This window comes from Paenibacillus borealis, from assembly GCF_000758665.1.
Classification (GTDB): Bacteria; Bacillota; Bacilli; order Paenibacillales; family Paenibacillaceae; genus Paenibacillus_AQ; species Paenibacillus_AQ borealis.
In genome coordinates this window covers 1,868,431-1,883,920 of record NZ_CP009285.1, presented here as the reverse complement: position 1 = coordinate 1,883,920, position 15,490 = coordinate 1,868,431, and the positions used below count along the sequence as shown (strand labels likewise).

At 42.4% G+C, this 15,490-nt stretch carries 7 protein-coding genes; all 7 read right to left on the bottom strand.

From position 1 onward, the window contains the following. Positions 1–5: 5 nt before the first annotated feature. Complete coding sequence (locus PBOR_RS08010) at positions 6–4,721, bottom strand: type I polyketide synthase (protein WP_052429378.1); 4,716 nt, start codon at positions 4,719–4,721, stop codon at positions 6–8. Between the two features lie 35 nt (positions 4,722–4,756). Continuing rightward, complete coding sequence (locus PBOR_RS08005; RefSeq protein WP_052429377.1) at positions 4,757–5,017, bottom strand: acyl carrier protein; 261 nt, start codon at positions 5,015–5,017, stop codon at positions 4,757–4,759. A 38-nt stretch (positions 5,018–5,055) separates the two neighbouring features. Beyond that, positions 5,056–9,864 carry an SDR family NAD(P)-dependent oxidoreductase gene (locus tag PBOR_RS35330; RefSeq protein ID WP_167549527.1) on the bottom strand — a complete coding sequence of 1,603 codons (4,809 nt, stop codon included), beginning with the start codon at positions 9,862–9,864 and terminating at the stop codon, positions 5,056–5,058. 61 nt (positions 9,865–9,925) lie between these two features. Next, on the bottom strand, positions 9,926–10,534 hold the full coding sequence (locus PBOR_RS07995; protein ID WP_042211209.1) for a hypothetical protein: 609 nt from the start codon (positions 10,532–10,534) through the stop codon (positions 9,926–9,928). A gap of 12 nt (positions 10,535–10,546) precedes the next feature. Further along, a complete protein-coding gene (gene fabD, locus PBOR_RS07990) occupies positions 10,547–11,815 on the bottom strand; it encodes an ACP S-malonyltransferase (RefSeq protein ID WP_042211208.1) in 1,269 nt (422 codons plus the stop codon). A 4-nt stretch (positions 11,816–11,819) separates the two neighbouring features. Next, positions 11,820–14,216: a non-ribosomal peptide synthetase gene (locus tag PBOR_RS34905; RefSeq protein ID WP_052429375.1), complete on the bottom strand. Its 2,397-nt coding sequence runs from the start codon at positions 14,214–14,216 to the stop codon at positions 11,820–11,822. Further along, a complete protein-coding gene (locus PBOR_RS07980) occupies positions 14,216–15,268 on the bottom strand; it encodes a BtrH N-terminal domain-containing protein (protein WP_042211207.1) in 1,053 nt (350 codons plus the stop codon). The genes PBOR_RS34905 and PBOR_RS07980 overlap by 1 nt, the downstream gene beginning before the upstream one ends. Between the last annotated feature and the right edge of the window lie 222 nt (positions 15,269–15,490).

The window sequence follows — 15,490 nt, the reverse complement described above, 5'->3', positions numbered from 1 at the left end:
CTCTGTTACATCAATTCATCAAGCTGATCTTCAGTAATTTCTCCGTTCGCCAATTTTTCCAGCAATTTATCCATATCATACTCGTCTTTGAGCAGCTCAGGAGACGGCTTATAAACAGCGGGCTCCAATTTACTTGTAATATACTGCACCATATCCTCGATCGAGGAGTGTGTAAAGATATCCGAAATATCAATCACATCCGGAAATTCCTTATTCAACTCCTTCCACAAATGGGTAGCCAATATGGAATTCCCGCCTTGATCATAAAAGCTTTCAGAGAGGTCGACTTGTTTCAACCCCAGTACACGGCGCCAAATGGAATGGACCACATTCTCCGTGTCAGTTGGAAGCCTGCTTTCTGTTAAGAGTAGATTGGTTTTTACGGGTGAGTCTATGTTTTCCTTGATATTATCAGCTTGCTGCTTTACGGCTCCCTTGATCTCAAACGGCAGATGGTCTTCTTGTCGGGCCAGCTGCTCCAAATTAAGTTGACCCAGGATGACCCGCTCCACTTCACTTTGAATAGCTTTTTCAAATACACGCAAAGCATCTTCCGTACTAACCGATTTGAAAATTTCGCTTTCCATATCAACTCCATGGTCCACCGCCATGCCAACTTCGTTCCATGCCGGCCAATTAATAGACAACACCCGTTTTCCTTTCTTTGACCTATAACTTGAATATGAATCCAGGTAGCTGTTAGCTGACGTATAATCGCCTTGTCCAACCTCTGGACAAATAGCTGAAATGGAAGAAAATAAGATGAAAAAATCCATCTTTTCATCCTCTGTTAGTTTATCCAAAACCCATGTTCCTTGGATTTTCGGAGCCAACACATTACAAAAATCCTGATGATTTCTGGTAATCATGAACCCATCGCCAGCCAGACCAGCCCCATGAATCACACCACGGATATTTCCGTACTGCGCTTTTATCAAATCAAATACTGCCTTTGTCTCATTAATATTCGATATATCTGTGCTATAACAGCGTACTGTTGAACCGTTTTTTTTCATTTCGCGGATCATTTCTATTTTTTGAATTAGCCTTTTATCCGTACCTTCAGACACAATCGCATCCCATTCAGATGAGTCAGGCATTTTCGTCCGGTTCAGGAGCACAACGTTGACTTTATTTTTTGAAGTTAAATATTTCGCAAATTGAAGACCCAGCCCTCCAAGACCGCCCGTGATGACATAGACCCCGTCTTCTGAAATTCTAAGCTGAAGTTCAGGCTTATCCTTCAACTCCACAGGCTGTAATATATTTCTATACCTGCTTCCATCCCTAAGGGCAATCAATTTATCGTTGCTCCCCATAATCTCAGCCAACAATTGCTCAGTGGTTGTAAACGGATCAATATCTATGCATCTACAATTAAGTTTGGGATATTCCAAAGGAATAACCTGACAAATCCCGAACAGCGCGGCATGATGCGGGAGAATAGTTGGTTCATTCCCCGTCACTTCATTTGCTAAGTCCGCGGCAACCACCAATTGCAGCTTGTCCATCCATTTTGCTTTCAAGATAGCCCTTGCCATGAAAAACAGGCTATGAACTCCTCTCAATAAATGGTCTTCAAGATCGGAGAGGTTCTCTGGTTCTTTCTTCTCCACGAGGGACAGGAGATGGACGATTTGCTCAATCCTCTTATTCTTTACACTATTAAAAAGCTTGACGTAGTGTTCTTCGCAGCCTTGTATAATGTATCGTTTATCGTTTTCATTAACATAAGAATCGCCTAAGCTAACCTCAATTACTTCTAGTCCCTTAACTTTCAATGAATCAATGATCATTTCCGATGCTGCTGTCGTTCCTTTGAAAACCAAAACTGCTCCGGAATAAGAATCTTCCACCGGGATTATATCCTCTGCTTTAACCCATTCCAACTGATATGCTTCTTGTCGTGATCCTTGAATCAAGGCCTTATCTGTAACCTTCTTAATGGAATAATCATGGATTTCCACCAATACCTGACCATTCACATCCAACAGCAAAACATCAAATACTGCTATTTCCCGCTGCACAAGATCTGAAGCTTTTTTCTTAGTGTAGGCATAAAAGGATTTGGGAAGTTTCCCCATAATACTCATGGCACCGTAAGAAAAAGGAAGGTACAAATCTTCTCCGATGCTTCTCAAAGCCAAGTTAACTGCCTCATCTAAAAGCGCCGGATGAAGAGTGTACAGGTCAACCTCACCGGCATATTCTTCCTTCATACTGATAAAAGCCAACAGCTCGTCGGTTCCATAGTAAATATTCTTCACACAATTCCATCTATCACCTGTTTTAATGCCTTTCCCGGTTTGATAGGAATAAGTAGGAATACTCCCCCCCGAACATTGCAGTTTAAGCTCATCCAGCTTCCGCTTTGAAGGTTCCGTTACTCGCTCAATCTGAATCACGCCTTCTGCATGTGTGGTCCAGACGGTGTCCTCATTACTTCTACTGGCAATAACGAATTCAAGCCCTTCTCCGTCTCGTCTAATAATCGTGTGAACAATTTTATTCTCATCCGGGCCTGCGATTAGCGGAGACAGGAAAAATATATGTTTCAATTGAAGCAGCTTCCCCGGGAAATTTTGTTTTACTGCTTCAGCAATCAATTCCAGGTATGCCGTACCAGGCACAACATATAAACCATTTACGACATGGTCATGTAAAATCCAGTGGTCTGCTACAGTAAACGTGCTTTCATAGATAATTCTGTCCATTGAGCTAACTAAGCGCTTATCTAATAGAGGATGCATCATACCACTTCTCATTACATTGGAGTGGTCTTGTCTTGTAATCCAACATGAGATGGAGTTAAACGCATATCCGGGGAGACTAAGCCTTCTATGGTTTGCTTTCGTATATATGTTCGCCCAGTCCACATCAGCCCCTTCAACATACAGGTGGGCAAGCAAAGGCAACAAATGGTCATATTGGAGATTCTGAAACTCACCAATGATTCTGTTTGATTCGTCTGTCAATTTTCTAATCTGTTCCTGTGTTTTTTCACCGTCTACCTTCACTGCTTTCCCTTCTGGAACCAGCCTATGGACACCGTGAAATATCCTGCCCTCATAGAGGCTATTCTTATCATCAATAGAGAACCGACAGAGCTCCTCACTCAGCTCAACGAAAGTATCACAAAGTATGGCCAATCTGTATGGAAAATGTTCTCTGCCCGTGTTAACGGTGTAACATAAGTCCTGTAAGCACATATTCTCCATATTTTTGTTCAGGAAGAGCACATACTGCCTGGCTGTGTCTCTTAACACCTTTTCATTTTTGGCCGACAAAATGAATAAAGAGGTTGTTGCCTTCCGTTCTTTGGACAACTCCACTTTAGGAAGAGGCGCTTCCTCAAGAACAACATGGCAATTTGTCCCACTTAGTCCAAAGGCGCTGACCCCGCATCTTCGTGGCCCCCCTTTTGTTTCCCACGTTCTCAGGGTATCGTTTAAAAAAACGGGGGAATCCACGAAATTTATTTTTTTATTCGGCTTATTAAAATGAATGGAAGGGGGAAGCTTCTTATTTTTCAAACAAAGGACAGCCTTAACTAGACCAGCTAATCCCGCCGTATGATCCAAATGTCCAATATTGCTCTTCACAGACCCAATTCCGCAAAACTGTTGTTTATTTGTATATCTTTTGAAAGCTCTCTCTATTCCATTTATTTCAATCGGATCTCCTAATTTAGTGCCTGTTCCATGGGCCTCTATGTAAGAGATGGTTTCAGGATCGATTCCAGCATCTTTCCATGAGCTGACAATAACCTCCTCCTGAGCTGCAGAGTTCGGCGCTGTTAACCCAACCGAGCTACCGTCCTGATTCATGGAGCTACCCTTAATTACGGCATAAATGAAATCCCGATCAGCTTCGGCTTGGTCTACCGGTTTCAACAAGAGAGCAACTACCCCTTCTCCAAGTCCCGTTCCTTCAGAATAATCATCGAATGCTCTTGTTCTCCCGTCAGATGAAGTAATGCCCAGCTCGTCTTCCTTATTCCTTATACTGAGCAGTGGAAGAAGATCAACCTTGACGGAACCGGCAATTGCCATTTCGCATTCCCGGTTTCTCAAGGCTTGGCATGCGAGGTGAACTGCGGATAAGGAAGATGAACAAGCTGTGTCCACCACAACGCTGGGTCCCTTTAGATTTAGAAGATAGGAAATACGGCTCGCAATAATCGAATTGATATTACCGGGAATGGCAAGACTACCCATGGAAGGGTCAATCACTTCAATTACAGCCTTATAACTCTCTCCAAAATCCGTGCTATGGCCTAAATAAACCCCGGTCTTGGAGCCTCTTATTTGCTTCCCCGCATACCCCGCATCCTCTAACGTATTCCATACCGCTTCGAGAAAGAGGCGCTGGCTTGGACTCATTAGGCTGGCCTCTCTGGGAGAAATGGAAAAGAGTTCGTAATCGAACTTATCAATCTGATCTAAGAATCCGCCTTTATAATAGGCTCTTTCATCTAACTGTATCCCTTTACGGTCCATATAACTTTCATTCTGAGAAACTCTGGCTTCCGGAAGCGGCCTGATACTATCTTCGCCCTTACACAACATCTCCCAGTACTCATTTGTATTGTTCGCCTTAGCAATCCTGCAGGATATACCAATAATCGCAGTGTCTCTGCTAGTCAGATTTTCTACTCCGATGACTTCATCCTTAATTTCATCGGACATAAATTCTCTCATCAGATCTTTTACCCCGTTCACTGTCATCCCCCTTTATACAAGTGGTTTCCATTTTTTTATAAAGCGGAATTAACCTTACGTTCAACATGGTCTGTCAAGCTTTTCAAATCCGTAAAATTAGCAACGTTCAAATCGCTATCATCAAATTCAATATTGAAATCCAGTTCAATCATCACAACTGTTTTGATAAAAATCACTGAATTGATTCCCAGCTCTTCGAACTTGTCCTCCAGATTAAGATGCTCCAGAGCGATTTCGTCCTTGAGAGTATCAATAATAATCTGCTTTAATTTCGCTTCAATCTCACTTCTAGTCATGGAATCTCCTCCAATTTATAGTTATGTTTCCCCGGAGTTCACTTGAGAATGTCTTCCATCTCCGATAAAACTAAGATGTAATATTCCTCTTCCCGCTTTTGTATATCACGAAGGAGATATTTTACATTCTCAATTTTTTCCGGATCATATTTTCCTGAGAAATAATATTTTGTAATAATCGATTTCATTTGTCCCCACTTAGCTAATATATGATCTGCCTGGACCGTTAGCGGACTCGAGGCCCCCCATAATATACGGGAGCGAAAGGCTTCCATGCTTTTCCCGTCTGACACTCCGTTCAGCTTCTCGATTAATTCCTGCGCATGAATTCTGAATTGACTTTCTATAGATACGATTTCTTCAATTTTGATGAGAAACCTATTTAAGTCACTTAATCCCGTATATATCTTCTCACTAACCTTTAATATATTCTTCGCATACGTCACCTGACTTAGGTTCAATTCACTTTCATAATCTCCCAGCTCTTTAAGCTCGTAATGAAACTCAAAATATGTCGGAAGCTTCGTATGAATCTTATAATTCGCCAAAAAACCCTCATAGGCTTGAAAAACATCTTCGTATCGGGTGTAACGTTTTTTATAATTGAGGCTTCCTCTTTTGTCATGATCAATGATTAAAAACCGGCGGTTTTCAGAATCATTTTCCAATATTAACAATGCATGCGGCCAATGATGCTTTTTGTAAGTATCCTTTCGGTTTGAATCATAAAAACAATCGATCCATATGATAACAGGACGCTTATTTCGCATTGCATCTTCCAAGGCTCCCAACAACTTAGAGACCGGACGCATATTAGATATTCCCGTCCCGATGTCTTCATAATAATTATTTAACATAACAATATCGGACTCAGAGATATTGAATTCAGCCTGTTTATTTGAAAAATGGCTTTCTGCATATACGTCAATTTCCATCAGGGCAGCAAGCTGCCGCACGGAATGACTGGAATGGTAGCTTACGAAAAAGTCAGCCAGGCTTTCCGTTTTTCCGTAAGTATAAAGCATAAAATCATTTGCCAAATAAGGAAATATATTACCTCGCGCGTGAAATACTATTGAAAACAGAGAATTGTAAAAGCAATACTTATAAAACACATTGTTAAATGGGAACCATTGATGAAGTAATACCTCCCTTTGTACAAGCGTCCCTTTTTCAGGTGTGGCGATGAATTCGTTTCCGTCGATATAAGCTGCCAATTTTCTTATCGTATTATAAATCTCCAAATCCAGTTCCTTGATTTTCACACCTGAATGTTGCTGCATTTTGACCTCGATATTCATGGAAAGTATGGAGTTGCCTCCTACTTCGATGAAATCATCATCCAATCCGATCAGGTCCGATTCCAATACTTCTGACCATATTTTCCATATTTTAGCTTCAGTTCCGTTACATTCCTTCGGTGGTACAGATTGAACTATAACCTCACTTCCGTGACTCCCATGGTCAGATTCATTCCCAACCCCAAGCCTATCCGTCCAGCCCTTTTTAGACCGATCTACCCTTCCTACGACTACATTTGAAAGAGATTGATGTAACAATACATCAAATGCCGTAATGGCCTCATCAATGCTTATGGCTTCAAAAACACCTGTCTGCAATTCGGTACCATGTTGTACCGTCATTCCTACTTCTCTCCAAGCCGGCCAATTAATCGACAGCGTGCGCTTGCCTTTCTTGTTCCTATAAGCCGCAAACGTATCCATATATCGGTTGGCTGAGGAATAAGCGCTCTGCCCTGCATCACCGGCTATGGAAGCAACAGACGAAATAAAGATAATAAAATCAAGACAATCGTTTTCAGTCAATTTATCAATGATCCAAGTCCCCTGAATTTTGGCAACCATTTCTTTTTCAAATGATGCAGCAGCTTTTTTAATGATGAATTCATCTGTGCCGGCAATCCCTGCTCCATGAATCACCCCATGGATTCTTCCATGTTTATTTCGTATCTTATGTAATGCCTTACTCATTTCCTCCAGATCGCTTACATCTGCACAATGTAATTCTAGTCGCGAGCCGGAATTTGTAATTTGTTTCATTTTTTTGATTTTACTACAAATCTGCTCGTCTCTGTTTAACCCTAGAACACTGTCCCATTCAGAAGGTTCAGGAAAGGAAGAACGATTAATCAGTACAATCCTAACCCTATTCTTCTTGGATAAATAATACGCAAGCTCTAGCCCAATTCCGCCAGTTCCTCCGGTTATTACATATACCCCGTCATTTTTGATCTCGATTTGCTGGTCACTTTCACCGACCATATGCAAACTTCTGAAATGTTCAACATATCGGTGGCCGTCCCGGTAAGCAACCGCATATTCCCCGTGCTCCCGGTCTATATCCTTCCATATTTCCTGTACATCCGTAATCCCGTCAATATCAATTATTCTGCACTGAATTTGAGGATGCTCCAACCGGATCACCTTTCCCATTGCAGACAGTGCTCCCCCATGGGGATTAATATACTTCTGTGCTTCTGTAACGGGGTTAGCATACGGGGTGATTACATTGAGTAATATTTTCCCCGTATTATGCGATTTGAGAAGAGCTCTTGTAAGATTAAATAGACTATGTAACCCTCTAGCGTTGTATTCTTGCAACTCGGTAAGACTCTCAACTTCTCCAGCTCCGGGAGTCAAGGTCTGGAGATGGAGAATCTGCTGAATATCGATTTCACCTATCTCTTTGAAAAGTCTGGTGTAATCTTCCTCAGATCCATTTACAATAAAGCTAGTCGTGCTTGAACAGCTATACCGGGTACCTAAACATACTGTAATAACTCGTTTGCGCTTGGAAATAACCTCTCTTAATATGAAATCAGACATGTTGGAGTTACCTTGAAGCACTAGTGTGATTGCACTGGATGCTATCCTATCCGATTCCCTTAAATTTCGTCTGCCCCATGATGACTGGTGATATAAACCATTATCTACAAGATCAAGCCAGAACCGTTTTTTCTCAAAGGGATATACAGGTAAGCTAATTTTGCGCCTGCCCTGCCCCTCGTAATAACCTTCCCAATCTACTTCGGCGCCCTTTACATAACAGGTGCACATTTCCTTCAGCTTCTTGGGACTGCGGTCTCCATGTTTCATTTCCTCCACTAGCTGTTTCGCCAGTTCCGTGAGCCGCTTCTTTTCTTCTTTTGCCGCATCTCCCGCTGCTTCATAGAAAATGCCTTCTTCCACGTTTCCCCTCAGACCCTGCTGCACCAACCCGGTTACTTTCTCCTTCAATTCCTTTGTTTCTTCATAAGTAATCGCAATTCTATAGGCATGATGCTCCCTGCCCGTGTTCGCTGTGTAGCTCAGCGCTTCTTTGCTGACCCCTTGATTGCGCTCTAAATACCCTTTATATGCTTCCAGCAGCTTAAGCAATGCTTTCGTTGTTTTGGCTGACAGCATCAGTCCTTCCAGCCCGCCCGCTTCTGATCCTGTCTCCGGCCCACTTGCTTCTTCCAGTACCATATGGCAGTTGGTCCCGCTAAAGCCAAACGCACTGACCCCCGCCCGTCTTGGCCCCTTCTCTTCTGTCCACTCTCTTGTCTTGTCCACCATATACAGTGGACTGCCCGGAAAATTAATGTACCGGTTGGGAGCTTCAAAATGCCGGGTTCCAGGTATCATTCTCTTTTGAAGCGACAGCACCACCTTCAGCAACGAAGCCATTCCCGACGCTGCCACCGTATGACCAATGTTCGTCTTGACCGACCCGATTCCGCAAAATTGCTTCTTGTCCGTGTACCGGGAAAATGCGCTGGTCAGGCCCTTTACTTCAATCGGATCACCTAACACCGTTCCCGTTCCATGCGCCTCTATGTAGGATAGACTTTCCGGATGGATCCCCGCATCCTCCCAGGCGCCCATCAACACTTCTTCCTGGGCTTCTGCATCCGGCGCTGTAATCCCGTTGCTCGTCCCATCATTGTTGACTGCACTCCCCTTGATTACCGCATAAATGTGGTCCTTGTCCTCCACCGCTTTCCTCAGCGGCTTCAGGACCACCACTCCCACTCCTTCGCCCCATACAGTTCCGTTGGCATTATTATCAAACGTCCTAACTTTGTCATCCTTGGATGCCACCATGCTTAGTGCATCCTCTTCGAACGCCGGTTCCAGCTCCATGCTTATACCGCCTGCAATAGCCATGTCACATTCGTGGTCCTGTATCGCTTTGCATGCTGTGTGTACAGCGACCAACCCCGATGAGCAGGCCGTATCAATCACGATGCTCGGCCCCCGGAGGTTAAACACATAGGATACCCGGCTGGCCAATATTCCCGTCCACGCTCCCGTGATCGCCAAGGGATTGTTCTTGTCTTCCCCGAATGGATATTCCGGCTTCGAGGTGTGGTCGACTCCGACGTAGACACCGGTTCTCGTCTTTCTGATCCGTTTCCCTTCATAGCCCGCATCCTGAACCGCTTCCGTTGCCGATTCTAGAAATACCCGCTGCAACGGATTCATATATTTCGCTTCGCTCGGCGCGATGTTGTAGTACCCGGCATCGAAGGCGTCGATATTGGATAAGTACCCGCCCCTCTTTACCCTGATGTTCCCCGTCCTCCTCCGGCCTTCGGGTATATCCATTAGCCGCTCCTCCGGGAAATCCTTAATGCTAATGTTGCCTTTACAAAGATTCGACCAGTATTCCTCTGGAGAATCGGAATCGGGGAAACGCAGCCCGATTCCGATGATGGCTACCTGGTCCTTAATTACCGTTTTTTCCGGGTGCACCTGAAGCTCCATCAGCATCTCTTTTGCTGCTTCCTTCGTCAGCTTTTGAGCCGCAACCTGCCTATATATGTATTTCTTAATCTTATCCATAGACATTCCTCGCATAGAAAGTAATATTTCTCTTTTAATTATGGATATCAGTCACTTGGTTTTATTGAAGAGCCAGTATTTCTTTGAGAATAATATGTGCATTTTCATTTTTATCCATTGACAATTTCTGATCGGATCTCGGCTTCCGGATAGCCAGATAGTAATCCTCCACAGGAAAGCCGTTTTTACTCAATAGAGCAATTTCACTCACTGGTATGGCATACACATGGGCCTCATTAGTATCTTCAGCTTTGACCCTAACCTCGGGAAATAACTTCGTGTCCAGCTTGTAGTCAAGAGTGTAACTATCCAAACTATCGAAGGCTCCAAGACCAGCAAATTTATCGAATGTTCCTAGGTTCATCAACATGATTTGCGTACCTTCAGATGTGAATTCAAGATCAATCCTGAGGCCAGTAAGAGGGATAAATCTTATTTTCTTCTTACCATCCCCTGTAACGTCATCTATTAAAGGAAGAATAACTTCCTTCAGTCTTTGCTCCACCTCATGAGGAATAAGTTGGCCACCTGTTACATATCCAATCTCCACATCCGGCTTTTTAGTATCTCTGGCATTCATTACATTAATCAAAACGATAATGAACACTAGCACTAATGCTGAAATTAGGACTAATATATATCTATTTTTCAGAAATTCGATAAACTTCATAATTCCTGCTCCTTATCCCATAGAGACTGTAATCACACCGGTAATAAACTCTTCCATACCAAGCTCACTAATTAATTGATTGAATCTCTGTTTTTGCTCTTCGATAGGTGTACGTTTTGTACGAAAGACTGAGAGCAACATCTCCAGCGCCTCACTCATTTGTTCTGTTGTAGGTTCTAACATGTTCTGCTCTAAGTCCTCTACCATTCTTTCAATCCGTTTATACGGCTCAATAACACCTTGACGATATTCCATATCATCCCAATTCTTATTCGGTGTACATATAGCTATAGCCAGGGACCTGGTTAAGAGCTTAATTTTGCTGAAATTCTTCGTTTGAGGCTCATCATCGCTCAAACTGCTGATTTGATCCATATCCTCCGGTTTATCAAAAGAATAAGCTTCCAGTTTAGGTGTATTTACCATCGCTAATTTTTTTAATACATCCTTAGGTCCAAGCTCAATGAATGCTTGCACTCCCTCCGATGCTAAATAATTCATTGTGTAAACCCACTGTACCGGCTTGGACATTTGTTCAGCGAGAAGGTTTTTAATTATATGCTCATTCTGATAAGGTAGAGCGGTTACATTAGAAATTACGGGCCACTTTAAAGGATGATAGGTGTACTTTTCCAATTCATCTCCGAGTTTATCCGCTGCTGCAGTCATCAATTGACTGTGAAATGGCGCGCTAACATGCAATGGGATGGCTGTCGCTCCATGTTTAGTTAACTCTCTACTCGCTTCTTCGACCCCTGCCGCAGTTCCTGAAATGACAGTCTGGTCGGGAGAGTTGTAATTGGATATTACAACCGCTTTCCCTTCATGCTGTAATAGCAAACATTGTTTCTTTATGCTGTCCAGGTCAATCCCACTTATCGCAGCCATAGCCCCTGCTCCAAGTGACACTGCTTCCTGCATGAATCTTCCCCGTTGTCTTACAATTCTCGCAGCATCACCTAACCCGATTCCTCCCGCACAGACTAGAGCAGAGAACTCTCCCAAGCTGTGGCCGGCAAGGTAATCAGGCTCTGCGCCAACCCTATCCATAAAGATTTGAAACATGGCTACACTTACAGTAAGGATTGCAGGCTGAGTATTCTCGGTCTTCACTAATTCTGCAGGGGTACTTTCAAAACAAAGCTTGGCCATATCTATGCCCAAAGAATCACTGACTTCCTCAAATACTCGTTTTACAGATTGGTTACTTTCATAAAAACCTTTTCCCATACCCGGGTATTGGGAACCTTGTCCTGGAAACAGAAAGGCTATTTTTTTCATATGCTCACCTATTCTCATTTAAATTTGCTATAGCTTTAATTGCTTTAATATAGTTCTTAAAGACTTCCTTCATCTTAGGGGCCTGCATCCTGCCATCATGCCTAAAAATCAATTCAATTTGTCCATTTGCTTCTTTGATGCAACCAACTAAGCCAAACAACTCCGTAAATTGCTGTTGCATTAGACTAAACTTGCCAAAAACCGGATGTACAACTCCGCCCTGCCAGGCAGCGTTGCTTAGTTCCTCAATCGAAAATTGATTCCTCGGGTTAGCCCCCCGTTGACTGTAGTGCAGGTGCTTAAATATCTCTTCGAAGGCATCGAATTTATCGAGGTTGGTTTCAATTGAAATAAAATTAACACCATCATTTTGGGGAATATTCAGGATAATATCACTACTGCTGCATGTTTCTGAAAGAACATAAGCGAATGCACCGGCGAAGATATCCTCCAGATCGATTCCTTCTCCACATATTTGTGTTAATGTGTGACAAATATCCTGATTAAACGTATGGGTTAAACCCACCGTATCTCCCGGAAAACGTGTGCACGTTAAGAAGTCAGTTGGAAATTGCAGCCCTTCAATCGGTTTGGAGGTAACGGAATTAACGGCCTTAGAAATATATCCGGCCAATGTGGAGACCGTTGGATTAGAGAATAAATCCGGTAGAGCAAGCTCGTGGTGTATATTTCTTTTAATCTCGGCATGTGCCACTGACAGAAGAATAGAATTACCGCCCAATTCAAAAAAGTTATCATGTATACCTACTAAATCCATCCCTAGGATCTTCATCCATATTTCAACAATTTTCTTTTCAACTAGAGTAATAGGTGTAACATAGTTAGTCTCAAGCATTGGGCGGCTGTTATCCGGTTCCGGTAACGACCGTCTGTCCAATTTACCGTTTGGTGTTCGTGGGATAGAATCAATATGTAAATAAAAACCGGGAATCATGTATTCCGGAATGAAGTCAGACAGATACCTAATGAAATGGGACGCTTCATACTGCTTTTCTGCGACATAGTAAGCAACCAAGTAGAAGTCTCCCGACTTGTTCACCTTTGCTGTAACAGCACATTCCTTCAATCCATCGAATTTGCTGAGATGCTCTTCAATATCTCCCAGCTCAATTCGGAAGCCTCTGATTTTTACCTGATTATCTACTCTTCCGTGAAAGGTTAATTCACCGTTACCGTTCCGCCTGACTAAATCACCGGTGCGATACATCCTTGCCCCTGGGACCTCAGACGAATTCCTTATGAATCTTTCGTCCGTCAGCTCAGGCTTATTCAAATATTCCCTGGCCAAGCCATCGCCGGAAATAAACAATTCACCAATCTCTCCATCGCGTACTGGAATAAGAGATTCGTTCAGCACATGAAGTTTTGTGTTGGCTATAGGATTTCCTAATGTTATATCATTCGTATGAGTCAAGTCTTTGACAGAGGACCAAATCGTTGTTTCGGTAGGACCATACATGTTATATATCTTTGCAGAAGTTTTTACTTTTAGCTTATCAAGCAAAACAGCGGGAAACGGTTCACCCCCAAGCATAATTACTCGAAGATTCATGATAATGTCTTCATTCGCAGGATCATTTAGTAAAAGAAGCATTGTAGAGGGTGTAGTCTGAATTATGTTGATCTCGCTGATACCGATACTGCTGTACAATTCTTTTGGATCCGCAAGAACAATTTTTAGACCACGAGTTAAGGGCAGCAGGGTTTCGAAGATAAATATATCGAAAGACATCGTTGTTACTGAAACGATAGTGTATACAGGGTCTAAATCAATTGCTTCTGTCATACCTATAATGAAATTGTGCACGGATTGATGTTCAATCATAACTCCTTTTGGCTTTCCCGTAGAACCGGAGGTATAAATCACATACGCCAGATCGTTTCCGCTTCCGGTATGCGTTAGATTGGAGTCATCTTCATGAGACCAAGTATTTTGATCCAAAGAGAGAATCTCACCATCATATGAAGCACAGATATTATCACTGAGACTATCCTGTGTAATCAGGAGTTTAGTTGTGCTGTCCAAAAGCATGTATTCGATCCGTGACGCTGGAAAGTGGGGATCGATGGGCAAGAAAGCTCCACCGGCCTTTAGAATAGCAATTACAGCTATCAGCATATCCATAGATCTCTCAACCATTACCGACACAATACTATCCGTTTTGACCCCTTTTGATCTTAAGAGACGGGCCAGTCTATTGGCTTGCTTATTCAGTTCCTCATAAGTTAAGCGCTTTCCTTTAAACCCAAGCGCAGTTTTGTCAGGCGTTCTTGTCACTTGTTCTTCAAACAGCATATGTATTGTTTTCTCAAGCGGATATATGCGGTATGTATCATTCGGATTAACGAGTGTTCCTTGGTAATCATTCTGCAACGCCATTAATTTGCTGCTCCTTTCGTTCTTTGTAAAACTGATTTAATTCCTTCAGCAATTTCTTCCTCGTATTTTGCAAGACTGTATAAGTTACCGGAAATTTTTTTAAGCAGCGGCCCTGCATGTTCCAATAAATAGCATGCCTTCAGCAGCATGAAGTTGATATTCTCCCATTTTTTCGCCCCCGTCTCAAATTGATTCTCAAGCTCTAGTAATTCAACATGGGGGTGTTGTGAATAGAAACTTCTCAATAACCTAGCAAAATTCAACCTTCCCCAGGCAATATGCTCCAATCGTCTAAATATCCACGAATGATGCGGGTCCACTTCTGATAATTTGGGAAGTTCCGGCAGAATATTCTCCATCTGCCCAAGTTCATCTGCAAACGCTCTCATATAATGAAAGTCTGATTTCCCTCCACTCCCCTTGAACACTGCAGCCAAAGCTTCTTCCAAGATACTTATATAGTTGATTTCCTTTTCACATCCACCAATGAAAAAGGAGGCACATCCCCCGAATCCATCTACAATCGCTTTACCATACTCCTGATTTAACCGTTCCTCTTCGTAAAAACCCTTCTCGAAATTATAAAGAGTCAATTCATGAATCTGTGCCGGATATTGAGGATCTGTACAGAAGTAGTTTCCACTGATATCATCTTTACCGACAATAAGAAAATAATGGGGCGTATCATAGATTTGATATGACGGGACCCATGGACACCAATAGGAGTCCAGACAAATGCAGGTTGGAAGACATTTGTTCAAATTCTCATCGACAATTCGTGTTAACTCTTCAAAATTTTCCGTTTCGTGCCAAACCACTTTTATACCGTAATATTGCTCCATATACTGGTCCTGCAAAGTATTTCTCCAAGCTCCCCCTCTATCGTTAGAAAGTCTTGTTCCAAAAATACTATCGGTCTCTTCCAGATAGAAGCTCCAGGAGCCAGCAAAAAGCAATTCATATCTCTTTTGGTTCCACAACAGAAATGTAGCGTATACACTCTCCAGACAGGTGTGGTTCTTATCCGAAACGGGGGCGATTTCTAATAACATTTATAACCCTCTTTCACGTGAATTACACTAATATATATTTCAAAATTCCCTATATAAACCTAATGGCGATTTTACACTATTTAGTAACATTTTACAATAAAGCCCTTCACATCTTTTTTATTAAAAATATGCTTTTATTTTCATATTCAATTCTTCGTTTAGTGTAATATCTTTGATCCATAAAATGCCCCCCCATATAGCAATTTCACAAACTTAGTATAT

Coding starts and splice junctions, on each gene's coding strand:
- PBOR_RS08005 (WP_052429377.1), bottom strand. CDS start 5,017: ATGACTAGAAGTGAGATTGAAGCGAAATTAAAGCAGATTATTATTGAT.
- PBOR_RS35330 (WP_167549527.1), bottom strand. CDS start 9,864: ATGGATAAGATTAAGAAATACATATATAGGCAGGTTGCGGCTCAAAAG.
- PBOR_RS07995 (WP_042211209.1), bottom strand. CDS start 10,534: ATGAAGTTTATCGAATTTCTGAAAAATAGATATATATTAGTCCTAATT.
- fabD (WP_042211208.1), bottom strand. CDS start 11,815: ATGAAAAAAATAGCCTTTCTGTTTCCAGGACAAGGTTCCCAATACCCG.
- PBOR_RS34905 (WP_052429375.1), bottom strand. CDS start 14,216: ATGGCGTTGCAGAATGATTACCAAGGAACACTCGTTAATCCGAATGAT.
- PBOR_RS07980 (WP_042211207.1), bottom strand. CDS start 15,268: ATGTTATTAGAAATCGCCCCCGTTTCGGATAAGAACCACACCTGTCTG.